Annotated in this window: 24 protein-coding genes; 5 read left to right on the top strand and 19 right to left on the bottom strand. The window is 43.1% G+C overall.

What is annotated here, in order from left to right; genetic code table 11:
• Positions 1–633: 633 nt before the first annotated feature.
• The 14 genes from AB4513_RS17415 to AB4513_RS17350 all read right to left on the bottom strand — a co-directional run bounded on the left by AB4513_RS17415 (position 634) and on the right by AB4513_RS17350 (position 15,262).
• Positions 634–1,833 carry a flagellin gene (locus tag AB4513_RS17415; RefSeq protein WP_009848564.1) on the bottom strand — a complete coding sequence of 400 codons (1,200 nt, stop codon included), beginning with the start codon at positions 1,831–1,833 and terminating at the stop codon, positions 634–636.
• Positions 1,834–2,234: 401 nt separating this feature from the next.
• On the bottom strand, positions 2,235–3,425 hold the full coding sequence (gene flgL, locus AB4513_RS17410) for a flagellar hook-associated protein FlgL (protein WP_009848565.1): 1,191 nt from the start codon (positions 3,423–3,425) through the stop codon (positions 2,235–2,237).
• A gap of 9 nt (positions 3,426–3,434) precedes the next feature.
• Complete coding sequence (gene flgK / locus AB4513_RS17405) at positions 3,435–5,315, bottom strand: flagellar hook-associated protein FlgK (protein ID WP_009848566.1); 1,881 nt, start codon at positions 5,313–5,315, stop codon at positions 3,435–3,437.
• A 220-nt stretch (positions 5,316–5,535) separates the two neighbouring features.
• The gene (gene flgJ / locus AB4513_RS17400; protein WP_009848567.1) at positions 5,536–6,477 is read right to left on the bottom strand and encodes a flagellar assembly peptidoglycan hydrolase FlgJ; all 942 of its coding nucleotides are present in this window, start codon (positions 6,475–6,477) and stop codon (positions 5,536–5,538) included.
• A 10-nt stretch (positions 6,478–6,487) separates the two neighbouring features.
• Complete coding sequence (locus AB4513_RS17395; RefSeq protein WP_009848568.1) at positions 6,488–7,579, bottom strand: flagellar basal body P-ring protein FlgI; 1,092 nt, start codon at positions 7,577–7,579, stop codon at positions 6,488–6,490.
• Positions 7,580–7,672: 93 nt separating this feature from the next.
• The gene (gene flgH, locus AB4513_RS17390; RefSeq protein WP_009848569.1) at positions 7,673–8,449 is read right to left on the bottom strand and encodes a flagellar basal body L-ring protein FlgH; all 777 of its coding nucleotides are present in this window, start codon (positions 8,447–8,449) and stop codon (positions 7,673–7,675) included.
• A 71-nt stretch (positions 8,450–8,520) separates the two neighbouring features.
• Positions 8,521–9,309, bottom strand: a complete 789-nt coding sequence (flgG, locus tag AB4513_RS17385) for a flagellar basal-body rod protein FlgG (protein WP_009848570.1) — start codon at positions 9,307–9,309, stop codon at positions 8,521–8,523.
• A 21-nt stretch (positions 9,310–9,330) separates the two neighbouring features.
• On the bottom strand, positions 9,331–10,080 hold the full coding sequence (gene flgF / locus AB4513_RS17380) for a flagellar basal-body rod protein FlgF (protein ID WP_009848571.1): 750 nt from the start codon (positions 10,078–10,080) through the stop codon (positions 9,331–9,333).
• Positions 10,081–10,349: 269 nt separating this feature from the next.
• Positions 10,350–11,654 carry a flagellar hook protein FlgE gene (gene flgE / locus AB4513_RS17375; RefSeq protein WP_009848572.1) on the bottom strand — a complete coding sequence of 435 codons (1,305 nt, stop codon included), beginning with the start codon at positions 11,652–11,654 and terminating at the stop codon, positions 10,350–10,352.
• Positions 11,655–11,699: 45 nt separating this feature from the next.
• A complete protein-coding gene (gene flgD, locus AB4513_RS17370; protein ID WP_009848573.1) occupies positions 11,700–12,410 on the bottom strand; it encodes a flagellar hook assembly protein FlgD in 711 nt (236 codons plus the stop codon).
• 17 nt (positions 12,411–12,427) lie between these two features.
• Positions 12,428–12,841, bottom strand: a complete 414-nt coding sequence (gene flgC / locus AB4513_RS17365) for a flagellar basal body rod protein FlgC (RefSeq protein WP_009848574.1) — start codon at positions 12,839–12,841, stop codon at positions 12,428–12,430.
• A 4-nt stretch (positions 12,842–12,845) separates the two neighbouring features.
• Positions 12,846–13,241, bottom strand: coding sequence for a flagellar basal body rod protein FlgB (gene flgB, locus AB4513_RS17360; RefSeq protein WP_009848575.1), 396 nt, complete (start codon positions 13,239–13,241; stop codon positions 12,846–12,848).
• Positions 13,242–13,496: 255 nt separating this feature from the next.
• Positions 13,497–14,324, bottom strand: coding sequence for a protein-glutamate O-methyltransferase (locus AB4513_RS17355; protein WP_009848576.1), 828 nt, complete (start codon positions 14,322–14,324; stop codon positions 13,497–13,499).
• Between the two features lie 11 nt (positions 14,325–14,335).
• Positions 14,336–15,262, bottom strand: coding sequence for a chemotaxis protein CheV (locus AB4513_RS17350; protein WP_009848577.1), 927 nt, complete (start codon positions 15,260–15,262; stop codon positions 14,336–14,338).
• Positions 15,263–15,338: 76 nt separating this feature from the next.
• Between AB4513_RS17350 and flgA the strand changes: the two genes are divergently transcribed.
• The 3 genes from flgA (at position 15,339) to AB4513_RS17335 (ending at position 17,071) form a co-directional block, all read left to right on the top strand.
• Complete coding sequence (flgA, locus tag AB4513_RS17345) at positions 15,339–16,085, top strand: flagellar basal body P-ring formation chaperone FlgA (RefSeq protein WP_012603426.1); 747 nt, start codon at positions 15,339–15,341, stop codon at positions 16,083–16,085.
• Positions 16,086–16,262: 177 nt separating this feature from the next.
• Positions 16,263–16,580, top strand: coding sequence for a flagellar biosynthesis anti-sigma factor FlgM (flgM, locus tag AB4513_RS17340; RefSeq protein WP_029225445.1), 318 nt, complete (start codon positions 16,263–16,265; stop codon positions 16,578–16,580).
• A 65-nt stretch (positions 16,581–16,645) separates the two neighbouring features.
• Complete coding sequence (locus tag AB4513_RS17335) at positions 16,646–17,071, top strand: flagella synthesis protein FlgN (RefSeq protein WP_009848580.1); 426 nt, start codon at positions 16,646–16,648, stop codon at positions 17,069–17,071.
• Between the two features lie 290 nt (positions 17,072–17,361).
• On the opposite strand, the gene flgP is transcribed toward AB4513_RS17335, so the two are convergent.
• A complete protein-coding gene (gene flgP, locus AB4513_RS17330; protein WP_009848581.1) occupies positions 17,362–17,793 on the bottom strand; it encodes a flagellar assembly lipoprotein FlgP in 432 nt (143 codons plus the stop codon).
• A 9-nt stretch (positions 17,794–17,802) separates the two neighbouring features.
• Positions 17,803–18,438 (bottom strand): FlgO family outer membrane protein, encoded by a 636-nt coding sequence (locus AB4513_RS17325; RefSeq protein ID WP_012603422.1) that lies wholly within the window; start codon positions 18,436–18,438, stop codon positions 17,803–17,805.
• A gap of 192 nt (positions 18,439–18,630) precedes the next feature.
• Between AB4513_RS17325 and AB4513_RS17320 the strand changes: the two genes are divergently transcribed.
• Both AB4513_RS17320 and AB4513_RS17315 read left to right on the top strand, forming a co-directional pair.
• Complete coding sequence (locus tag AB4513_RS17320) at positions 18,631–19,764, top strand: flagellar assembly protein FlgT (RefSeq protein WP_009848583.1); 1,134 nt, start codon at positions 18,631–18,633, stop codon at positions 19,762–19,764.
• A gap of 139 nt (positions 19,765–19,903) precedes the next feature.
• Positions 19,904–20,410: a hypothetical protein gene (locus AB4513_RS17315; RefSeq protein ID WP_009848584.1), complete on the top strand. Its 507-nt coding sequence runs from the start codon at positions 19,904–19,906 to the stop codon at positions 20,408–20,410.
• A 170-nt stretch (positions 20,411–20,580) separates the two neighbouring features.
• Here AB4513_RS17315 and AB4513_RS17310 read toward each other — a convergent pair whose 3' ends face one another.
• The 3 genes from AB4513_RS17310 to AB4513_RS17300 are packed head-to-tail and all read right to left on the bottom strand — an operon-like array spanning position 20,581 to position 23,339.
• Positions 20,581–21,822, bottom strand: a complete 1,242-nt coding sequence (locus AB4513_RS17310; RefSeq protein ID WP_102257953.1) for an NAD(P)/FAD-dependent oxidoreductase — start codon at positions 21,820–21,822, stop codon at positions 20,581–20,583.
• Positions 21,823–21,846: 24 nt separating this feature from the next.
• Positions 21,847–22,920 carry a methyltransferase gene (locus tag AB4513_RS17305; protein WP_009848586.1) on the bottom strand — a complete coding sequence of 358 codons (1,074 nt, stop codon included), beginning with the start codon at positions 22,918–22,920 and terminating at the stop codon, positions 21,847–21,849.
• 29 nt (positions 22,921–22,949) lie between these two features.
• A complete protein-coding gene (locus AB4513_RS17300; RefSeq protein ID WP_009848587.1) occupies positions 22,950–23,339 on the bottom strand; it encodes a hypothetical protein in 390 nt (129 codons plus the stop codon).
• Positions 23,340–23,361 lie beyond the last annotated feature (22 nt).

Genomic DNA, 23,361 nt, shown 5'->3' with positions numbered 1-23,361 from the left:
TTGATTTTCCGGTATAGCGGTTTCCGACGTCTCGGAAAACCAAGTAGTTATCTCTAAGTTACTTTTAATAACGGCTCAAAATTCAGAAGCTTTAGAAAAACTTTCAAAAAACCACAAATTAAATATTAAAATCAAATTTATCAGGCACTTAAAATCTCAAATTTTCTATAACAGTGGCAGTCTTCAATTGAGAACGCATTTAAAAAGTGTTTAAAAAACACACTAATCACTATTTGAGTTACCCAATGTAGATAAATGAATAGTCGCCAAAGAGTTCAGATTGGTATGCTTCTTATACAAAGAGTTGAGTTGTTTGTCGTGAAACAGGTAAGTGAGATCGAGGTTTTACGGATTTGAAAAGTAAACTAGACGCTCTAAAAGAAAACAAAAGTGTAGAAATAGAAAGGAAAAAGCCCCTTTTCCTGTGAAGGAACCGGGGCTAGTTGGCGTGTCAGAGCCTGTGCGGAGATCATCGAGAAATGAACACATTTCCGACACGCCGTTGCATTCTTACCGTAAAAATGGATAGCAGGTGAGAGATGAGAGAGCTAAACACCCAATAGTAAGTATGCTTGCCAGTATCCCTCGCTAAGCGGTTCACGTCTGAACACGAATAGCGAGTTCAACCAATAACTATTGCAATAGTGATATTGCAGAGTTAGGCAACTGTTTTGCTTGAGCTAGTATAGATGTACCAGCTTGTTGCAGAATTTGAGCTTTGGTCATTTGCGTTGTCTCTTTCGCAAAGTCCGTATCTTTGATTCGGCTGTTTGAAGCGTCTACGTTCTCTTGAACGTTTGCCAAGTTATTAATACTGTGGCTTAGACGGTTTTGTTTCGCACCCAAATCAGCACGCTGTGAATCAACGTACTGCATTGCAGAGTCGATGACACTGATTGCGTTTTGTGAACCAGCTACAGTATTCAAATCGACATCTTGAACTAATGTCGTTCGACCTACAGCAGGTGCAGGTACAACTTTGCCATCCGCCGTGGTTGTGGTTTCCTGGCCTTCAGGAGCATCATTTTTGAAGCCTAGTTCAGAGGCTAAACCACCCGAGATTCTCATCTCACCATCTAAATCTGGCTCGGCAACAAATACCTGTATGCGACCTTCATCAGTAACCGATGCGTTAATTAAATCAGATTGACCATTAATGTAAGTTGCGAGTTCTTCGATATCGTCGCCGGCTTTGGCGCTTATATCGAGAGTAATCTCTTCACCCGCTTTAGTTTTGAATTCAAACTTAAGATCTTTTGCTGCTACTGGTACTTCCCAGCTTTTATCTTTAGCGTTTTCAGTGTCGAATGTTGTTCCGCCCATACGGAAATCATCCGCACGAATACTAGTCAGCGCCATAATCATCGCTTCACCAGAGTTTGAACCAATCTGGAATGAAGCTTCACCAAATGAACCATTCAATAAACGACGGCCACCGAAAGCTGTTGTCTCTGCGATACGGTTAAGTTCATCTTGAAGAGCCATTGTCTCTTCGTTTAATGCTTGACGCTCTGCTGGTGAGTTAGTGCCGTTTGATGACTGAATCGCTAGATCACGCATACGCTGTAGTATGTTCGTTGATTCGTTCATCGCGCCTTCTGCAGTTTGAGCAATCGAAATGCCATCATTTGCATTACGCATTGCTACATCAAGACCACGAGACTGTGCTGTTAAACGGTTTGATATTTGTAGGCCAGCTGCATCATCTTTTGCACTGTTGATCTTATGGCCTGATGACAAACGTTCCATAGAAGTCGCTAGTTCATTAGACGATTTATTCAAGTATCGTTGTGCTGTCATAGCAGATACGTTAGTGCTTACATTAATAGCCATATTGCTCTCCTTATGAGTTCGCAAAATTTCTGCGAAGCGGCCAGCTTTACTCTCATATGGATAAGCACTGACCGTGTATTACGCGATAAACCCTAGATAAGGTTTAAGATCTGTATTAATCATTTATGAAAAGTATAAAAGCATGTTGTGTGCCAACTTTTATTTTAATTCCAATAAATTTAAAATAAACATGAAAAACAAACACTTAAAAATGAATTACTATAAAAGCCAATTATATTAAGTAGAGAAAACAAGAGATTGATATCTCTCGTTGCCGTTTTTTGCCGCTATTTTTCAAACATGCCACTTTGAATAAAAAAGCGGCAATCGATAGAATCATTCGCACGTATGGCATAGCACATACGGCAGAGAACTAACCCCAGATTAACGACTGTTCACAGCTAAATATAATTAAACAAGGTCAGGTCTTTGGTCTTGCCAAACGCTTGTTGTGAAGCTTGTAACGCTCGAGAGTTTTCATTGAATTCAATGATGGCTTTCGAATAGTCCAAGTCTTCAAAGTTGCTTTTTGCTTTCGCTAAAGACAACTTAAAATCTTCATGTTGCTGCTCTTGAATATCCAACGTACTCAAACGTGCACCGACATCCGTTCTCGCCTTAGTCAAATGAATAAACGCGGCATGAAATTCTTCTGTCATTTGGTGCAGTTTTGCCGTTGCCGATGCATCCGATACTGGATTTTCAGCCTGTTCGGCGGTATCTTTGAATGTATCAAAAATAGAAAATGTCTTTCTCGGCTCTAAAGTGATCGAGTCACCCTTCGTGATCTGCCCCTTGAATTGGATATTCAGACCTTCATAGACAACACCTTTCGAAGGATCAAAATCTTCCGAGGCAACCACTTCGCCATCTTTTTCAAGCTGGTAAGCGAACTTGCCTGTTTGCATATCAACAAAAGTCACTTTATAAGTAGAACTATCGTCAGCTTTATTGGTTGCGCGCCCTAGTAATAACTCAGAGGCTGGTTCAAGATCATATTGAGGCTCGTAGTCACCAAACGGGTTATCTATTTCCATAAACAACTTACTGCCCGGATCATTCATTGCCATTTCAAAGCTCGTTGCTACTCGCATCTTTCTTTGATAGTCATCACCTTGATAAGAAACGTTCCCTTCATTATCTTGAAAAAATGGCTGGCTCTTGGGCTTGGTTCCTGAAAATGTGTAGTTACCTGACTCATCTTGAGTATTAGCTAAATGCAGAAGATTATTCGATAACTCTTGAATTTCACGTTTCTTCGCTAAGCGGTCTTCCGGAGAAAGTGCACCGTTAATCATTTCCATCACGGTTCGTTTTGCTTCATCCGCGAACCCTTCCGAGTTGGCGACCATGACTTCATGATGTTCAAGGCGGTTTCTAATTAGAGTGATCGCATCGACATACTGTTTAAGTTGCTCAGATTGCTGACCGATGTTTTGTAAATAATGCGTCGCCAAAGGATCATCACTCGCCGACTGTAATTTCTTACCGGAAGCCAGTTGTGCTTGATTATGATGCACCTTGTTTTCTTGGCGGCGAAAGTCATTTTGTACTGACTGATAATTATGAAAGCTAGAAATACGAGTCAACATTTATATCTCCTACCTCAAAGCCAAAATAGTATTAAACGTATCATTGGCGGCTTGCATGATGCGTGAAGAAGCCATGTACGCTTGCTGAAATTTCATCATATTTGCCGCTTCTTCATCTAGGTTCACCCCAGAGACTGAAGCAATACGTTCTTGAGCTGACTCTTTTTCTAGCCTAGCAATATCACTCAAGCGATTTGCCGTTGAAGATTTCAAGCCCGTATTGGTATTCAAGTTGTGGTAAAGATCTAAAATCGTAGACTCACCATCATCCAAGACTTTGCCTGTTTGGAGATCTTGCAATTTACGCAAGTTGCCATTGTCACCTTCTGATGGGACAAGGTTTGCCGTAAATTTATCGTTTGCCACCGCGCCCGGTGTAAGTTCAAACGTTGTGCCATTAATCGTCACTGGGCCTTGTGGTGGATACGGTTGAGGCTGCATAAGTATGTTGCCCTTAGGATCGGTAACTGCAAACTGTTCGCCCTTTGGTGACACGATCACTTCAAATTCTCGTAATTGACCTGCCGCCAAAATTTTGAAACCTGCAGTGCCTTTGGCAAAGGTAGTTGATGCCTCATAGCTTTGCGCCGCAATATCTTTAGGGTCTTTGGTTTCCATCTGAATCTGCGCGGCAAAATTGCGGGTTGGGCGTAGTAAAAGCTTCTCACCCAGTTCAGGCGGATTTCGAACTTCCACTCGCATGCCATCTAAATAAAAGGCATTGCCGGTTGAATTAGTGCTAACTTTTACCGTTTCGCCATCTGGCTTAATCACCACATAATCGCTGCCATCGTATTTCAGACCATACTCGCCGCCTTTCAGAGCAGAAGTATCATCAATATAGACCGCGACATCCGCTTTTGACTGTCCGTGAGCAGTAACACGAGACTTAGCCACTAACTCAGAGTTCACATCGGTAAACAGGTTTTTACCTACATTGCCATTGAGATCCAAACCTTGCGATTGCAGTGCATTGACCTCGTATGAAAACGCGGTCGCCAAACGACCAAGCTCATCCATAACTGCAGGAATATGTTCATCACGCATGTCTAACATCGCGCCGATTTGTCCATCAATATCGCGGTTAGTAATCGCCTTTAATGACTTTCCTTCTACGATAGCAAGACGACGCTGATGTGCATCTGGTACGCCATCGATCATTTTCAGTTGGCTCGCTTCTGTACCAGAAACTAAGGTATGACCATTACCGATATGGACATTAAAGCCTTCATTATTAGCTCGTGGTGTCACCGTCACTTTAGTGTAACCAGAAAGCTCATTAACTAGCTGTTCGTGCTGATCTTGTAGATCATTATGAGGTCCAGGAGTTCGTACCATTAGTCGCTGAAGATCACGGATCTCGTATGCAATTTGGTTAACTCGCTCGATACCCATGTCTAATTTCTTATTCGCAGAATCAGACTGTTGACGAACGGTTTCATGAAATTCATTTAACGTTTTACTCAATAACCCAGCTTTTTCTATGACGACTTTTCGTGTACCCACATCATTCGGGGTATCAGCGAGCGTCTTAACAGAATCAAACCACTCATTAAGGTTCTCTGGGATTTTCTTCGAAACAACCGATGACAACATGCTTGACAGCATATCCAGGTTAGCTTCGGTATCCGCTTTGTTAGCGGCATTGGTTGTTGATAGGTTAAGTTCCTTGACGGCAAATTGGTCCCACGAGCGGCGAACATTTTCCACATGCACACCCATACCGTAGGTTTGACCACCGTACTGGCGCGGGTCATTCACACCTTGAACCACAGACTGGCGGCTATAGCCTTCTGTGTTGGCGTTAGAAATGTTATGACCAGTGGTGTTTAGCTGTCTCTGAGCAGTAAGAACACTTTGTGCTCCTACATTCAGAAGATCCGACGCCATAATGCCCCCAAAAAACTTAACAAAATCAGCATGAACTGATTAACTACTACAGCTTATTATTAAGATATTTAGCAATATATGTGCCAATAGAAATAACGGAGAGTTAAAAGACAATAATTTGTTGAAGTGTAAGGAGAAAACTATGGATGGTGCGTAAGACTGAAGGGGCGGATAAGAAAAGAGCCTGCCGGTGGCAAGCTCTCGAGTGCATTCAATAACGCTATTTCATCTCATCAATCTTAGCTTTAACTCGTAAAACTTTGTCGGCATAGTTAGGGTCGGTTGCGTAACCCGCCTGGTGAATGCCTTTGATGAAATTCTCAGAGTTACCTTGATGCTGCAATGCCGTTTCGTATCTTGGATTTTCGTTCAAGAACTTCACGTAATCATCAAAGCTATCTTCGAAATTAGAGTAAGAACGGAAAGAAGCAGACTCTTTAACGGCTGTTTTACCATGGAACTCTAGAGTTTGAGTAGCAACCTTATCGCCCTTCCAACTTCTATCGGCTTTGATATTGAATAGGTTGTTGCTGTTGCCCAAAGAGTTCTTAATCATCTTAGAACCCCAACCTGTTTCAAGTGCCGCTTGTGCCAATAGCAGTGATGAATCGACACCGAGCGCACTCGCTGCTTTTTCAGCGTAAGGCTTCATTGAGGCAACAAACGATTCTGGAGAATCGAAGGAAACTGGTTGTTTGGCTACTGACACGTCTGTTGCTGACATAGCTTGCGCAGATTGAACTTCGGGTGTTCTATCTTGTGAACGCCCCGAGTACTGCGGTCTTTGCAGAGAGGTATCAAAGCCTTCATTGCGAACCTTATCTTCAGTTGCATCATTTGCTTGGCCAGCGCTTAACTGAGCTACGATCATGTCCGCAAGACCGAGCGAACCTGACGCACTGAGTTCACTCGCCATTTGGTCATCTTGCATCTGACGATAAAACTGTTCATTCTGGCTGTTTAACATATCTGACTTAAAGCTCGAGTTCGCATCACGCATCGACTTAAACAACATCGAGGTAAAAATAGATTCAAACTGTTTTGCTGCAGCGGTTAGCGCTTCTTTTTCACTGCCTTCTTCACCGCTTACCGCTTGTTGACGAAGACGGTCTAGGCTACCAATATCGTGAATAAAGCCGATGTCATTGTTATTTTTAATCATGCTTTATCCCTTAAATAATGATCAACTGACCTTCAATTGCACCCGCTTGTTTCAGTGCTTGAAGGATTGCCATTAAATCAGAAGGTGCGGCGCCGACTTCATTGACAGCGCGTACCAAATCATCGAGCGTTAAACCGGGTTCGAACTTGAACATTTTACCATCGGCTTCGGTTACTTCGATGTCCGAATCAGGAACGACTACCGTTTGACCACCAGAGAATGCGTTAGGTTGACTTACGTTTAGATTTTCTTTGATTGCGACTGTCATGCCGCCGTGGGTTACTGCTGCTGCTTTTAAGCGCACATGCTTACCAACAACAATAGTACCGGTACGAGAGTTAACAATGATTTTTGCAGAGCCCTCTGCAGGGTCAAATTCGATGTTTTCGATGGCAGACAAGAAAGCCACACGTTGGCTGATTTCACGTGGAGCACGAACTTTTACAGAAGTCGCATCTACCGCAGACGCCATTTGAGGGCCTAGAAAATTATTAACCGCATCAGCTAAACGCTGAGCCGTAGTAAAATCAGATTGGATTAAGTTGAAAGTGATGTAGTCACCACGACCAAATGGGGTTGGGATTTCTTGCTCTACCGTCGCACCGCTAGAGATGATACCGACGTTTGGGTTGTTACCAACGAGCTTAGAACCATCGTTGCCTTGAGCACTAAAACCACTCACAACCAAATTACCTTGTGCCACAGCGTACACTTGACCGTCCAGACCTTTAAGAAAAGTCTGCAGCAAAGTACCACCACGAAGGCTTTTTGCTGAACCAATAGACGACACCGTTACGTCTACTTCCTGACCTTGCTTGGAGAATGCCGGAAGTTCAGCGGTAACGATTACCGCCGCAACGTTTTTGGTTTTTGGCTTGGTGCCAGGCGGCAATTGAATGCCAAAATTTTGCAGCATTGCGTTAAACGTTTGATCGGTAAAGGGAGTTGTCTCACCGGTGCCCGGCAAACCCGTCACCAAACCATAACCGACAAGTTGGTTACTACGAACACCCGCTACTTTTGCCACGTCTTTTATACGCGCGGCATGAGCACTGGAGGCAAGAAATAGCATGCCGAAGAGTACGAGTGTTAGTTTTTTCATTGAGTAACCTGTCTGTATTGCTTTAATTTATAATGAGTTAGCTTGAAATTAGATAATTCTGAAAGTGTCAGTATGTCGACACAGTCTCTAGCTCTACAAAGATACATTAAAGAATCGTGCCAAGAACCCAGGTTCTTGCATATCTTTCTGCACACCCGTACCTGAGTACTGAATTCGTGCATTCGAAACACGGTTCGAAGCAATGGTATTCTCAAAGTCGATATCATCAGGGCGGATGGTGCCACTTAAGCGAATGTACTCATCACCCGTATTCAACGTCATCCACTTTTCACCACGAACCACTAGGTTGCCATTAGCTAATACTTCAATAACTTCAACCGTAATGTAACCGCTGATGCTGTTACTTTGGTTAGCTGATGCATCTCCAGCAAAGGTGTTGGTGTTACTCAGATCGTAAGAAAAGTTGTATTTACCAAGTTCTAGGTTTTCACCGCCTACAGCTAACGGTTCCATCGATGCATCGTTCGATTTAGACATATCTGCATTAGCTTTTTTAGTCGCTCGCGTATTCTCATCTAACGCAACTGTAATAATGTCACCAATACCGCGAGGTTTTGAGTCGTCATACATGCTACCAATGTGGTTAGCATTGAACAGTGAGCCTGTTGCTGCCGCATAATGCTCTTGTTTTTTCTTCGGGTTAATTGGCGCCCATGCAGGATCACCAGCAATAGGGTCCGTTCTATCTCGAAGTGTGTCGATAATACCAGAGCTTTCCTGGGCCGACTTGTCGCCTTCTACGGCATCAACCACTGTGGTTGCGTTCTCTTGCGCCGGAGTTTCAATTGGAGCCAATGGGGCGCAGCCAGTCATAGACAAAAATAGGGCTAAACAAACAATACGTTTCATGGCGACATACTCTCAGCGGGCAATGGTAAACAGAACGATCAAAAGAAATAAGTAAACAGCGAATTAACTAGCTACAGTTGTTGGTTAACGAAGCTCATCATCTTATCTACCGCCGAGATAACTTTTGAGTTCATTTCGTATACACGTTGAGCTTCAATCATGTTAACCAACTCTTCAGTTACGTTTACATTGGATGCTTCAAGCATAGACTGACGAACATTACCTAAGCCATTCAACCCCGGAACACCCTCTTGCGGGTCACCACTTGCACCTGTAGGCAAGTAAAGGTTTTGGCCAATGGGCTCTAAACCACCTGGGTTTACGAAATCAGTAATAGTGATTTGACCAACCACGACGTTGTCTTGCTGACCACGTAGACGAACCGACACCTCACCATCGTTCCCAACCGTTACCGAGATCGCGTCTTCAGGAATAACGATTTCGGGTTGTAGGGCATAACCTTGACCCGATGTTACGATCGCGCCGTCACCGTTCAATGTGAACTGACCATTACGGCTGTAACCTGTTTCACCGTCTGGCATCTCAACTTGGAAGAAACCGTCGCCTTCAATCATCATATCTAGGCTATTCGACGTTGTTTGTGCGTTACCGTGAGTGTGCACCTTTTGGGTTGCAACTACCTTAGAACCAGCACCCAACATCAAACCACTTGGCAACTCAGTATTCTGAGACGATTGGCCACCTGGTTGGTTAATATTCTGATAGAACAGATCTTCAAACACCGCGCGGCTCTTTTTAAAACCAATGGTTGAGGCGTTGGCAAGGTTGTTTGAAATTGTTGAAATATTGGTTTGTTGGGCGTCTAAACCGGTTTTACTTACCCATAATGCTGGATGCATAGTAATTTCCTTAAAATTCTATTAGCTCATACGAAGCAGTGAATCAGACGACTTGTCCATTTCCTCTGCTGTGCTCATCATCTTGACCTGCATTTCAAACTGACGTTGTAAGTCAATTAAGCTGGTCATTTCACCTACGGCATTTACGTTACTGCCTTCGATAGCACCTTTAAGCAACGTTACCGCTGCATCTGCTTCGTATGCCTGATCTGGGTTTTTCGAACGGAAGAGGCCATTCGTATCTTTAAACAAGCTTTGGTTATCTGGACGCACAAGCTTAATACGATCAACTACGGCTAATTCTTCAGCTGGAGCGCCTTGAGGAATCACCGAAATCGTACCATCAGTACCAATTTCTACTTTACTGATTGGGATTGGGAGCGTGATTGGTGCGTCGTTTTCACCAAGCACTAAATGGCCACTTGCGTTGGTAAGTAGACCGTTTTGGTCAACCCTTAGGTTACCGTTGCGAGTTAAACCTTCACGACCAGTGTTGTCCATAACTGAAATCCAACCATCACCTTGAATGGTGACGTCTAGATCTCGGCCTGTAGTAACCACACTACCCTGAGCGAAATTATGACCCGGACGCTCTGTCATGCTGAAAACACGAGTAGGCATACCTTCGCCATACGCTTGCATTGAACGTGCCTGTGCTAAATCAGCACGGAAACCCGTTGTACTTACATTGGCAAGGTTGTTCGAACGCAGCTGCAAAGCCTGCATATTTTGCTTAGCGCCGCTCATGGCAAGAAACAGTGCGCGATCCATAATTTTGCTCCAAAAATCATTTTCTGGAACTAATAAAGCAAACACTATGCCAATATTTTTAACTGTTATTTATCAAAAACTTAAACGGAGAAACAACAAAAAAAACTGACCATAAAGGATCATTGAGGAAGAATTGTTGCCAGAGGCATTACCGGGCGGCAATAGGGGCGGCAAATAGAAAAACAAACAGCCATACGTAATTCATCAACAATACCCAATTCAATAACATTGAATTGGGTATTCGCAGATGATTCAAACGCTCGAAACGATTAACGAATCTGAAGAATATTCTGTTGTAGTTGGTTGTGTACTTCTAGAGAACGAGAGTTCGCTTGGAAGTTACGTTGAGCAGAAATCAAATCAACCAATTCTTGAGTCATATCGATATTCGACTGCTCTAGTGAGCCATTGTTGATACTACCAAATGAACCTTTATTTGATTCACCCCAGATTTTATCACCTGAAGCGTTAGTAGAATCCCATTGAGTGCCGCCTTTCTTATCTAGACCATGCTCATTAGGTACACGAACTAAACCTACGCGGCCTAGTATCACATTTTCACCGTTTGAGTAACTGCCTAGAACACTGCCGTACTCATCGAAATCGATTTTCGTTAAGAAACCAGTTGTCGCGCCATCTTCATCAAACCTAGACAGTTCGAATGGAGCGGCAAACTGAGTTGAAGAATCCAGACCAAAGTTAAGTACCTGTGTCGGATCTGCACCGTTCAAATCAATTGCGTTCTCACCAGCGCCGATAGGATCAGATAGAATTGGCTGACCACTGTTAAGGCTTGCTAAGGTACCGTCATTGTTGAATTTCATGGTGTGACCAACATGACCTGCTGAATTCGTCGCGTCGCCACCAGTAATATTTACCGGCTTCTCGCCCGTTTCATCTGACATGGTGTAGTACGTTTGCCAAGTATTCGGTTGAGTCTGATCTTTTAGGTAGTAAGTCGTTAACTTGTAAGACTGTCCCATAGAATCGTAGACCGTCGAAGACGTTGCACGGTTATAGGTATCTGGATCTTTGAAGTCAAATGTTGCCGGGTCTTTAAGATCACCGTTCGCAGGAAGGTTAACCCCTACTTCAATGTTTTCTGTCTGTTTAGGCTTACCAAACTCAGCTGGAATGTCGAGAGGCTTTGGTGCATAAGAAAGAACTTCACCCGAGTTTGGATCGACATCATAACCTAAAAGAAACTCATCATTGGCCGTAACCATGTAGTTGTCTTTGTTTAGGTGAAATGCACCATTACGCGTTAGTTCATTGATCTCTGGCACCATACGGTCTTTCGATACTGCAAAGAAACCTGTACCACTTACACGCAAGTCCATTGGGTTATTCGTATAGATACTTGAACCTTCATGGAACTGTTGTGCCACTTGGCTAGCTTGCGCACCACCTCCTGGCGTCGTTTTTGCGTTAGTGAACAACGAGCTTGAGTAAACATCCCCGAACTCCGCACGAGACTCTTTAAAGCCAAATGTGTTTGCGTTCGCAATGTTGTTACTGGTTGTATTCAGGTCTAACTGTGCAGCGGATAGACCGCTTAAAGATACATATGACATTCCAATATTCTCCTAATCTAGCTAGCATAATCACTCTAAAAAGAGCTACGCTTTACCAACTTCTAGTACTTCAGCAAGTCGTACTGGCGATGTAAAACCAGCCAGATTGAGTAGTACGTTGCCATCGCCTTTACCAAGAAGCACACTGTTCACGTTCGCATAACTCGACACTTGGAACTCTGTGTTCTCACCTTCCAATAAACCCGACGCTTTCACGTTGTATTTACCGGCCGGCAATGGATTACCGTCTTCGTCTTTTCCGTCCCACTCAACACGCGTGTCACCAGATGGTTTTGAGCCGATATCAAAAGTGCGAACCAATTGGCCAACTTCATTCTCAACACGGACCATTACATTGTCCATTGCCTGAGGAAGCTTAACCATTGACGCCATACCGCCATCACCTTGTTTCACACCTGCCGCTCCAGGAACCAATACATCGCGGCCAACCAAAGAAGATGCCTGCAGTGCTTGGTTAGAGGTCATTGATGAATTCAAGCTTTCAAACTGTGTATTCATTTTGCCAATGCCATCTACGGTCGCAAATGAAGCCATTTGCGCAATCATCTGGTCATTGCTAACCGGCTTAAAAGGGTCTTGTTGTGCAAGTTGCTTAGTCAACAACGATAAGAAGTCATCTTGTTTAAGATCTTGCTTACCTGTCGTTTCATCGGGCTTCTTAGCACCATCTTGAAGACTCTTCAGCTGGTCAACATAGGACAAGCCGCTTTGACCAACATTGTTGATTCCAGCCATTTGCTACCTCCTTATCCTTATTGACCCATCTGCAGCGTACGCAGCAGCATTTGTTTACTCGAGTCAGCAACCTGTACGTTTGTTTGATACGCACGTGATGCTGAAATCATGTTTGCCATTTCTTCCATAACGTTAACGTTAGGCTTATAGATGTAGCCTTCGTTGTTCGCTAACGGGTGATCTGGGTTGTACTCCGCATTCAGCGGTTTATCGCTTTCTACGATACCTAATACTTTTACTGGCACAGTGTGACCACTATTACGTGCCTGATTTAACTCAGCGCCAAACACTGCGTGACGAGCCTTGTAAGTGTCTTTAGCAGAGCTACTTACACTGTCTGCGTTAGCAAGGTTACTTGAGGTAGTATTTAGACGAACAGATTCAGCACTCATCGCAGAACCAGTCACATTGAATACATTAAATAAGCTCATCTAGTTATTCCCCTTTTATCGCTTTAGTTAAATTCTTGAACTTACTTCCTAAGAAGTCGAGAGAGGCTTGATGCCTAATTTGGTTTTGCATGAAAAGATTTCGTTCCAAATCCAAATCAACCGTATTGCCATCTCCAGTATCAGGTTGCGTAGGAATTCGATACTTCGTTTCCCCATTCACCGTTGTTGAGGCAGAAATATGCCGACCGTCTGTTCGGCTAAGACCAATGCTTGCCCCAGAACTTGCCGCCTGCAGTGATTTATTAAAGTCTAATCCCTTTGCTTTATACCCAGGCGTGTTAGCTTGCGCGATATTGGTGGAAAGCACCTCAGCGTTACGCTCACGTACACCAACTGTGTGCTGGTGAATGCCTAAAGCATTGTCAAAAGAAATAGCCATGTAAACCTCAACTCAAGAACTGACTGTTATGAAATAACCCAAGCAATATATATACCAACTTTAAAAATAAAGTGGCCGACCATTACTTTTACAGGTTACTCGTGGGTAAACTTGCAATATACAAGCCAACAAATAGAGTAAATTGGAATGTCACTCTGACTTAAAGATATAGATTAAATGAGAAAAAGAAAACCCAGCACTTGGCTGGGTTTTAAATTTGGACAGTAATATTGCACCTTAAAGTGGTGACACTAATTACTTTAATTTGTAGATGATGCCTGGATTACAGCGAACCATTTCAAAACGATCTGTTAAGCCGGTTAACGATTCAGACGCACCCAATAACAGGTAACCACCAGGATTCAGGCTATTTGCCATCTGGTTAAGTACTTTTGACTTCATATCCGGAGAGAAATAAATCAACACGTTACGACAAAAGATAATGTCGAATTTGCCTAACAGTGCATAGCTCTCCATCAAGTTCTGAGGACGGAAGTTTACCATTCGCTTAACGTTGTCTTTCACTTTCATACGACCATCGCCAGCATCTTCAAAGAAAGTGCGACGGCGCTCAGGAGAAAGTCCTCGGCCCAAGGCAAGGTTGTCATAAGCGCCAGTGCGGCACATATCTAACATACTTGCTGAAATATCAGTAGCGGTAATCGATACATTTGGCAACATACCCGGCTTACGTGCTTGGGTCTCAAGTATCGTCATAGCCATTGAGTATGGTTCTTGACCTGAAGAGCTTGCCGCAGACCAAATCTTGATAGGACGTTTATTTGCCGCTATTTCCGGTAGAAGTTTATCCGCTAGTACAGCAAACGGATAAGTATCTCGGAACCAAAGTGTCTCGTTAGTCGTCATAGCATCCACTGCCGCCACTCTCAACTCACGGTTTCGACCTGTCACTACATCTCTTAGCAAATCAGACAATGAAGCAACATTAAACTTCGTTACTAATGGGCTTAAACGACTGCGCACTAAATACTGCTTACTGTCACCTAATACAATGCCACATTGAGATTCTAAGAAACGGCTGAAATCGCGATACTCTTGATCACTTATTGTTATAGCAGTCATTAATGTCTCTTTTAGTTAGTTAACGCAGCTTTAACCGCGCCACCAAGCTCATCAGGATTGAATTTCGCGATGAAGGAGTTAGCCCCTACACGCTCAACCATGGCTTGGTTAAATACACCACTCAATGATGAGTGCAAAATTACGTATAAATCTTTTAGTTCTGCGTGACGACGAATCTCAGCAGTCAGCGTGTATCCATCCATTTCAGGCATTTCAATATCTGAAATCACCAATGAAATTTGATCGTAAATACTGCCTTCCGATGCCATTTTCATCAGAGTCTCATAGGCTTCTTTACCATCTTTGACAGCAATGACCTCAAAACCAATAGATTCTATAGCACGTTGAACCTGCTTACGAGCAACCGTCGAGTCATCAGCAATCAAGATTCGGCGAACCAATTCTTTCTCTTGTTCAACTTCTGCAATTTCCTCTGCGATTCTGCTATCCATGGTTTCATCAACAGGTGAGATCTCAGCAAGAATCTTTTCAACATCCAGAATTTCAACCAATTCATTATCGATGTTGGTTACCGCTGTTAGGTAATTATCTTTACCTGAACCATCTGGTGGTGGAAGAATAGCTTCCCAGTGCATATTAACAATTCTATCTACAGAGCTTACGAGGAATGCTTGGATAGTACGGTTAAATTCAGCAATCACCACAAAGCACTTATCGATATCAGATGTAGGACGTCCGCCTACCGCTAGGCTCAAATCAATGACAGAAACTGTCTGACCACGAATATGAGCCACACCTTTTACGAGATGATGTAAATTTGGCATTAAAGTCAGACGAGGGCATTGTAAAACCTCTTTCACTTTAAATACATTAATACCGTAACGCTGACGCCCCATTAGGCGAAAGGTTAGTAATTCTAATCGGTTTTGACCGACGAGTTGCGTACGCTGATTCACTGAATCAAGAATACCCGTCATGAGCTCATCTCCATATCAAACTTTTTGGATAGAAAGTGTTAGTCTACTGCAGGCTACGAACCACTAGAGAAATAAAATGACATATCATAAAGCAAACATATATCTTTTTTCCATAGCTATGTGTAGAACTATTTTTAAAACTGTCGCTAAGTTTATCGGCATTCTAACAATATTGTTTAGTTTTTTTACACACGCGGCAACGCCGGAACAAATTGACATGATCCAATCAGCGGCTGAGCAACACATCCTTGACTCGGTGGAGCAACCGCGAGGCGGTGAACTTTTTGTTAATTCCGCTAATGTAGACTCTAGAATCAAAGCAACAAATTGTCCTATCCCCCTTGAGACAAGTGCCTCTACAACAACCAACACTCGCAGCAGCATTACTGTTTTAGTTCGTTGTGTTCCTGATGAATGGCGTGTTTACGTGCCAGTGCGCCTTTCAATGTCAGTACCACTTGTCACAACGACTCGTTCACTGGCGAGAGGCGAAATTGTCGGTCAATACGACGTCACAACTGCGATGATCTCTCTCAACAAATTTCGTCGCCAAGGCTTTACCACTCCACAACAAGTCATCGGTGCTAAGGTAAAAAAGAACCTAAGACCCGGTGATGTTGTCGAAAGAGGCGATATTTGTGTCGTATGTCGAAATGAGAAGGTTATCATACAGGCAGTAAAAGGTGGCATGACCATTACCACCAAAGGTACTGCACTTACCGATGGCTCAATGGGTGATCAAGTTAGGGTGAAAAATGACAAATCACAGCGTATAATCGAAGGTATTGTTACCAGCATGTCTGAAGTCACGGTTTACTTTTAACACTTCACTTTAAAGTGTCGGTATCGTTAGCGCTTTTATTCTCAACTCTAACATCCAATTATAACGGTTGAGGTGTTTGGTTCGTTTTCGACTATTGAGCTAAAAATTGCTAAAGTATTCTCACCCATGGTCGATATTGACTGTACAGGTTCCCATTTTGAAGAAAAAGGCTTAACTATGGCAGGTATTGATAATATTCGTTCAGGGCAAACCCTAGCGAGCACTAACCGCTCAGCAGTGCGCTCTGATTCTAAGTCTGAGGCATCAAGAGCTGATGTGTCATCTAAATCACCCGCAAGCAAAGATGCGGTTTCACTAAGCCAACAAGGCAAGGCGATTGGTCAACTCCATCAAGAGATGGCAGCACAACCAAGTTTCGATTCAGTGAAAGTCGCGGCAATAAAAGAAGCGATCGCAAATGGCTCATACACTGTTGATCCAGAAAAGTTGGCCGACAACATGATGAAATTTGAAAACGAATTAAAAGGTCTTTAAGCAAACATTAGCTTTTAAATAAAGTTATTATCTTAAAGTACACGAGGTTATTAGTAGGTTACATTATGGCGGCACTAGCAGATTTAGTTAATTTCCAACTTCAAAATGCCAAAGCCTTATCTGAATTATTGAGTTCAGAGAAAATCGCTATTACAAGCCGACAATCGAGCGATATTGAGCGAATAGCCAAAGAGAAAGTGGTTCTTGTTGAACAACTAAGATCAACCGATCAACGAATCGCTGCCCATACTAATATATCTGAACTAACCGAGAACCCTGAACTTGCTCAGTTAGTCGCAACCATCAAGTCCATAGTGCACGACTGCCATCAAGCGAACCTAGTAAATGGCGAAGCCTTGAATCGAGCACACCTTAGCTTCAAAAAACTCAGCAATATGATGCAGCAAAGTCACGGCAAAATTGGCATGACCTACAATGCCGGAGGCCAAACGCATACAATTTCTACGCTAGGAACCAACGTTAAAGCTTAGTTAGGTAAACCACCGCCCTCTCATATCTGTATCTGTATCTGTATCTGTATCTGTATCTGTATCTGTATCTGTATCTGTATCTGTATCTCAGCCTACCCTTCTCGTTACACTAGTCAAATCTCCCACTAAACCTGTGAATGTACTCCCCAAGCCGATAAACAAAAAAGCGGCAAGTACTTTAATACTTGCCGCTTTCTTATTCATAGCCGTTACTGGTTGCCGTTACGCCATCTGGAAAGCGAATAGCAGCCAATATAACAGGAGAAACCTATAACTAGACGATCCTTAAACTAGAACAACGTTTGTTGTCTCTTCTCAGGCACTGGTTGAACTTCGCCATAATTACGCAGTTGTTCCATTTTTCGGATATCTAACCGTAGTTCAGTCACATAGCTGTCGCCAACAGGGTAACTGCGCACCACTTCAGCCCCACGGATAACACCATCAACTGCACCTGAAGTTCTTTCAGCACCAAGACGCTGATCCTCAAGCTCAGCCCGACCACTCACGCGCATACCATACACTTGTTCGGCAAGTTCACGATACGCATCAATTTTAGAAGCTCTCATTGCTCGGATACGTTTCTCTTCGTCATTACGACCTTTCTGCTCGCTGACACTCGAGTAGCCAACCGCAACCAAAAAGTCATTAGGTCTCATGCTTTGTAATGGTTGACAGCCGACAAGCAATAAAGCGGCAACAACAAATATTAATTTCTTCATCACGAACTCCTAAGGGCGAAGAATAACAGTATGAGGCTGACTGATCGTTGGATCAGAACGAATAATAACCCCATCTTGAGTTCGAATACTGTTCAGGGTATCTAAGTCACGACCAATACGGTCTGCAGGTAAAAAGCCTTGTGCGGAGGCAACAACGATGCGAGTTTGCATTCCGACCACACGAGCATTCACTAGAACACCGCCTTCTTGACGAAGCATAGTTCCAGTCAAAACATACTGGACGTCTTGCTCTTGGGCTAAGTCTTTCCAATCGCGGCTAATAGCAAAATCCCCCTGGTGGGTCACTTGGATAGAGCCGGTGGTTTTAAAATCAACCACTTTAAAACCTCGACGCTGAAACTGATGAATGAAACCTTCTGATACCGAGTTTCCTAACCAACTGGTTGTGTCCATGTGTTGCAGATCGACAAACGAGGTAATGGCAATGGGTGTTCTGGCTGAAATACTCGTATTCGACAAGATCAAATCTTCGGTCATGCTTTCCACGAAAAAATCCATGGTATGACGCGGGCTGTCCATCAACATAAACGGACTGCCTGAATACTCAGATTTACCGTTATAGATTGGCGAATAAGCGCATGATGTCATTAACATGACACTCATTACTACGAGCCATTTTTTCATTCTCTTATCTCCAGATATATTTAGTGCTTGCTGTTCCAATATGTTCTCGCCATGACTCTTTTCAATGGATTACAATGTTGGAACAATCTTTGCTTTTCATTAATGGTTCAGATTATGAAAAACGCACTTGAGTCAGCTTTAAGCTTATAAATATTTGTTAAGCAATATTTATACCCAACTGGTAACGAATAGATGAAAAAAATAATTTATTACTTATTTTCAATAAGTTTACTGACAACCATCAGCTTCAGCACTCATGCCTCTTGGTATGAAGTTACCGGTACTGCGGCCATAGTATCGTCAGAGGATGCGGCAAGGGTTCACGCCTTAGAGGATGCCGTCTACAAAGCCATACAGTTCTCAGGCGCTGACATCGGCAGTATTGCAAACCTCACCCCCTACTTAGATGCAAAAAAGAAAGAATTTCAATTTACCAATCATGAAGTACGCTACATCCTGGTAGAAAAAGAGAAGAAACGCGGTGGCAATATCATGATCACCGCAAGGGTAGACATCTACCCTTCGGCAAGTGCTTGCCATGACAGCCAATATAAGAAGACGTTTTTGGTCGGTAATATTGATGTGACCTCTCCACAACAAGCTGTGATGGGTCGAATCTATAACATTGGTGATGATTTTGGCCATGTTGTTAACCGACAACTGGCGCAAGAATCTCGCAGTTTTGTCTCTGTTGGTACAACAAATTACGACATAGACAAGCGTCGACCGGAAGTGATCAAAATGATCGCACAAGATACCGGGGCACAGTACATCATAGGTGGTGACATCACCGACTTAACCGCAACCATCGAATCGAAGCTTTTGAAAGACGACATTATCAATCGCCAATTTGCGTTAGAAATGCAGGTATTCGATGGTAAAACAGGTCATCAGGTTTACAACCGAAGCTATCGTGAAGTTGCAAAATGGCCATTTGCTAAGACCAGTGAAATCGACACCCGCAGTGCTCGTTTCTGGGCATCAACTTACGGCAGTATGATGCTTCGTGTCAGTCGAAATATTATGTTGGACTTAGAATCAGAAGTATCTTGTAAGATCACGCTTCCTGAAGTTGCCGCGGTGTTTGGGAATATGGTGACCATTGATTTAGGCCGAATACACGGTGTACAACAAGGTGACAAACTTCAGCTTTGGCACACAGGTTCATTTATCGACCAAAGAGGCTTGCCGCGCAATAAGGTCTCTCAAAGCGATATCACCCTGACGGTTTCTCGCGTTTATGAAAACGAAGCTGAACTCACCATTGATCAACCAAGCCTTGCGGGAAGCATTCAAATTGGTGATGTAATGCAGAAAATCATGTAGTTAGCAGCACCATCAACTCATATTTCCTAATAAAGCCTTAGCACTTTTGTTAAGGCTTTATTTTTTTCATGAGGATTAGTTTCGGTTTCGCGGTATTTGTCGTAACCTTACTAATAACATAATCATCATTTAGCAAACTATGAGCCAGAATAATCTAATTGGTGCTACCGGTTACCGCTTTATCTCGAAAGGTAAGACCGCTTTTAAGATCCACATTCATACACCCGACGATACGGTATTACATCGTTCAGTTGGCTTTGTTCGTATGGGGGAAGACAAAGCACTCAAGAAAACCATCAAATTAAGAGATGAGCTAGGTAGACAGCTTTGGGGCAAGTTTTGGCCAAAGGTCCTCAAAGAACCCTATCTCATGACACGTCTGCCTCATAGTTTAGAGCCTAAAATTGTATTTAAGCCCAATCCAACGCAGAGTGACCCTGAACATCGCGACGAGTGCTACATAGCTAAATGGCGTGTTTTCTCTGAGAATGGTGATTACAAATACAGAACGAAAGTATGTTCTATACGGAAACACGGTCGACTCGCAGCCTACAGCCAAACCAAACGAGCACTGCTTGAAGCTCACAAAGATGTGATTGAGCTGCTTATCTTTATGGGACGATTGAACAGCATTGATCTGAAGTAGTATCAACCTCGATAACTTCGTTAGAAACTTTGGATTCTGACGTACTGGAGTTGGTACTCGAGCTGAGAGGCTGATTATCAGATACAAAAACAGCCGCGCATTGCGGCTGTTTTGATTTATGGCTAACCATAGTGACCATTTAGCATGCTATTACATACTAAATAGACCATCTAGCTTCGGCATATCTCTGCCAGCGTCTTCAATCGACGTTTTGACTCGTTTACATAGGGGTTGCTTTGATCCCATGCGTAGCCCGCCAAAATCGAACATACCATTTGCTTTATCTTCGGGTTTGGTTCTTGATAGAAAATCACATCCTGAAGAGCCCCCGAGTACCACCCTTCAACATACGTTCTAAAAGTATTTACCCCAATCATCAATGGTTCAGCGTATTCACGATCCCAGTCGACTTTCTCGCCATTGAGTTGTTTTTCCACACACTCAACCACAAACTGAGCCGACTTCATCGCAATAGTCACTCCCGATGAAAATACAGGGTCAAGAAATTCCCCTGCATTACCCAGTAATGCATACTTATCGGTTGCAAGATGTTTAACGTTGACAGAATAGCCACCAATTTCGCCTGCGGGATTTGGATACTCCGCATTTGCCAAAATCTCGGCCAAGCCCGACTCTTCTGTTGCCAGCTGCTTAATCGCCGAAATCTTGTCTTCTGGGTATGATTCAAAGAATTTAGGTTCCCCTACCACACCGAATGAAGAGACTCCGTTACTGAAGGGAATCAACCAATACCAAACATCAGGATTGGTTGGATGTACCGAGACCAAAATTTTACTGCGATCGTATTCAAGATCACTATCCGTTGCTGAGATATGATCATTAATATGTGTGAAGATAGCTTTGCGCGGAGGAAGTCGTGATGGCTCTTCTAAATCGAGCATTTTGGGTAACACTCGACCAAAACCACTACCATCAAGGACGTATTGAGCCTCTAGCTGATAACGCTCTCCACCCTGTATTTGTACATCTAATATAGTACGGTCTTCAGCGAAGTTAATGCCTATCAGTTCATGTTGGTAATCAATGGTAACACCCTGCGCTTCAGCACAGTCTGCCATTACCTTATCAAAAGTACCTCGTTGAACCTGAAACGTCGTTCCCGGCCCAGAAGAGAACTTATCTTCAAAATTAAACGCCGTATAAACACCATTTTTACGAAAAGCCGCGCCATCTTTAAATTGGAAGTTAGCATTAGCCACAGCTTCGCTCATGCCCGCTTGTTCGATCACTTCCATGCACGCTGGTAACAGGCTTTCACCAATAGAAAAACGGGGGAAAAGGCTTTTTTCAATCACTCGAACATCGATGCCTTTTTTATGAAGCAAAGACGCCGCAATAGACCCTGATGGGCCAGCTCCGATGATCACTACTTGAGTTGACAGTTTTTTCATTAATTTAAGCCATGTTTACCATGATTATTTCGCGCTAGCTTTCAGCTCCAGAAGCGTATGCCCAAGACCGATATCGTCGGTACGAGTCACCACATCAAAGCCAGCCTCTTCCACTATCTCTAGGAAATCTTCACTGCGGTAAAAGCGGCTGTTGCCGTTGGCCAAGCAAGTGAAGTAGAGAGACGTCGCATTTAAGCTATAAGAAGCCGCATCGTATTTCTGTGCATCCCAAAACAGTTCAAGGATATAAACAGTCGCGTCTTCTGACATATGAGAGCGAACACGCTTTAATATGCTAAGAATTTCCATTGGCGAGAAACAATCAAGGAACTGACTCATCCACCACACATCCGTACCTGTCGGCAGCGCTTGCTGTTTATCAAGCATGTTAGCGGGGAATGGAGTCACTCGATCTTGATGACCGTGCTGTGTTGCGTTTGCCATTGCCATTTCTAATTGCTGCGGCAAATCGACAATCGTCACCTCGACATCAGAGTCGTAGTTACAACATTGCATTGCCCACTTACCTGTATTACCGCCAATATCCACCAGCGATTTAGGCTTCTTACTGAAAACTTTCTCAAGCAACACAGGGAACGAACGATCTGAGTAGAAATGATCAAACTTAAACCAGCTCTCTTTTGCTTTTTCTGGTAATTGAGACAAACCTTGATAAATCGTTTCCCAATCACCCAGCTCTTTCAGGCCTGCAGGTGTACCTTCTTCTATTGCTTCGGTTAAATGCATCATCGCGGCATAACAAACATCAGCCGTGAAATCCATATTTGCGTTGGTCATGCCATCATGCAATAGATAAAAACCTAGGTTAGCCATTTTATAATGAGGCTTATCCCAAGTAACGATGTGAGCACTCAACGCCATATCAAGCAGAACTTTGACACCGTATTCGGATACACCCGTTGCTTGAGAAATAGTTTCAGCGGGTAAACCATCATTGCCCGCATCATCTAACGCTTTCAAAATACCTAAATCACGAAGTGTACGAGCTGTATGAAAAACAATAGGAGCAAAAGACAATTTTTGCGCTTCTGTTTTTGCTTCTAATGCGTTAAATGGATCTAATTTATATTCCGACACGAAAAACCTAACTTTAAAATAATAGAGAGCTACATAGCAGCCATTTGTGCAAGCTTGCGTTTAATATCAACGTTCAAGTTATTAACCCAACGGTTGTAATTACGGTGAATTTCACCATCGTCGTACTTCAAATTCTCGGATTCGACGTAAAGAATAGAGTAAAACTTATCATTATATGGAATATCAACCACAGCATGATGTGAACGGACATACAGTTCAGCACGGATTAGGCCTGGCTTAATTTCTGAAACCAACCAACCTCGGTTCTCAGCAGACTCATAAATCGCTGATTTCACCTGTTTACTTTGAAGATTCAAAGCAACTGGAGTATCCTCAATATTCATTACAGGTTGGACACGTCCACAGCCTGCAAGAACGAGTATAAATAACATTGAAACGGCTATTTTTAGTAATTTCATTTAAACTCCTTACCCGTGTTTA

The organism is Vibrio sp. 10N.222.54.E6 (assembly GCF_041473955.1).
Taxonomy (GTDB): domain Bacteria; phylum Pseudomonadota; class Gammaproteobacteria; order Enterobacterales; family Vibrionaceae; genus Vibrio; species Vibrio tasmaniensis_A.
Note: the sequence above shows the minus strand (reverse complement) of the source record. Positions and strands in the feature narration are given on the sequence as shown.

Excerpts from the sequence above, each read along its gene's own strand:
- AB4513_RS17335 (WP_009848580.1), top strand. The coding sequence starts at position 16,646 with ATGGCGGCACTAGCAGATTTAGTTAATTTCCAACTTCAAAATGCCAAA.
- flgC (WP_009848574.1), bottom strand. The coding sequence starts at position 12,841 with ATGAGCTTATTTAATGTATTCAATGTGACTGGTTCTGCGATGAGTGCT.
- flgE (WP_009848572.1), bottom strand. The coding sequence starts at position 11,654 with ATGTCATATGTATCTTTAAGCGGTCTATCCGCTGCACAGTTAGACCTG.
- flgJ (WP_009848567.1), bottom strand. The coding sequence starts at position 6,477 with ATGATTAAAAATAACAATGACATCGGCTTTATTCACGATATTGGTAGC.
- AB4513_RS17415 (WP_009848564.1), bottom strand. The coding sequence starts at position 1,833 with ATGGCTATTAATGTAAGCACTAACGTATCTGCTATGACAGCACAACGA.
- AB4513_RS17320 (WP_009848583.1), top strand. The coding sequence starts at position 18,631 with ATGAAAAAAATAATTTATTACTTATTTTCAATAAGTTTACTGACAACC.
- flgH (WP_009848569.1), bottom strand. The coding sequence starts at position 8,449 with ATGAAACGTATTGTTTGTTTAGCCCTATTTTTGTCTATGACTGGCTGC.
- flgD (WP_009848573.1), bottom strand. The coding sequence starts at position 12,410 with ATGGCTGGAATCAACAATGTTGGTCAAAGCGGCTTGTCCTATGTTGAC.
- AB4513_RS17325 (WP_012603422.1), bottom strand. The coding sequence starts at position 18,438 with ATGAAAAAATGGCTCGTAGTAATGAGTGTCATGTTAATGACATCATGC.
- flgF (WP_009848571.1), bottom strand. The coding sequence starts at position 10,080 with ATGGATCGCGCACTGTTTCTTGCCATGAGCGGCGCTAAGCAAAATATG.
- flgM (WP_029225445.1), top strand. The coding sequence starts at position 16,263 with ATGGCAGGTATTGATAATATTCGTTCAGGGCAAACCCTAGCGAGCACT.
- AB4513_RS17355 (WP_009848576.1), bottom strand. The coding sequence starts at position 14,324 with ATGACTGCTATAACAATAAGTGATCAAGAGTATCGCGATTTCAGCCGT.
- flgK (WP_009848566.1), bottom strand. The coding sequence starts at position 5,315 with ATGGCGTCGGATCTTCTGAATGTAGGAGCACAAAGTGTTCTTACTGCT.
- flgB (WP_009848575.1), bottom strand. The coding sequence starts at position 13,241 with ATGGCTATTTCTTTTGACAATGCTTTAGGCATTCACCAGCACACAGTT.
- AB4513_RS17350 (WP_009848577.1), bottom strand. The coding sequence starts at position 15,262 with ATGACGGGTATTCTTGATTCAGTGAATCAGCGTACGCAACTCGTCGGT.
- flgG (WP_009848570.1), bottom strand. The coding sequence starts at position 9,309 with ATGCATCCAGCATTATGGGTAAGTAAAACCGGTTTAGACGCCCAACAA.
- AB4513_RS17395 (WP_009848568.1), bottom strand. The coding sequence starts at position 7,579 with ATGAAAAAACTAACACTCGTACTCTTCGGCATGCTATTTCTTGCCTCC.
- flgA (WP_012603426.1), top strand. The coding sequence starts at position 15,339 with ATGACATATCATAAAGCAAACATATATCTTTTTTCCATAGCTATGTGT.
- AB4513_RS17315 (WP_009848584.1), top strand. The coding sequence starts at position 19,904 with ATGAGCCAGAATAATCTAATTGGTGCTACCGGTTACCGCTTTATCTCG.
- AB4513_RS17310 (WP_102257953.1), bottom strand. The coding sequence starts at position 21,822 with ATGAAAAAACTGTCAACTCAAGTAGTGATCATCGGAGCTGGCCCATCA.
- AB4513_RS17300 (WP_009848587.1), bottom strand. The coding sequence starts at position 23,339 with ATGAAATTACTAAAAATAGCCGTTTCAATGTTATTTATACTCGTTCTT.
- flgP (WP_009848581.1), bottom strand. The coding sequence starts at position 17,793 with ATGAAGAAATTAATATTTGTTGTTGCCGCTTTATTGCTTGTCGGCTGT.
- flgL (WP_009848565.1), bottom strand. The coding sequence starts at position 3,425 with ATGTTGACTCGTATTTCTAGCTTTCATAATTATCAGTCAGTACAAAAT.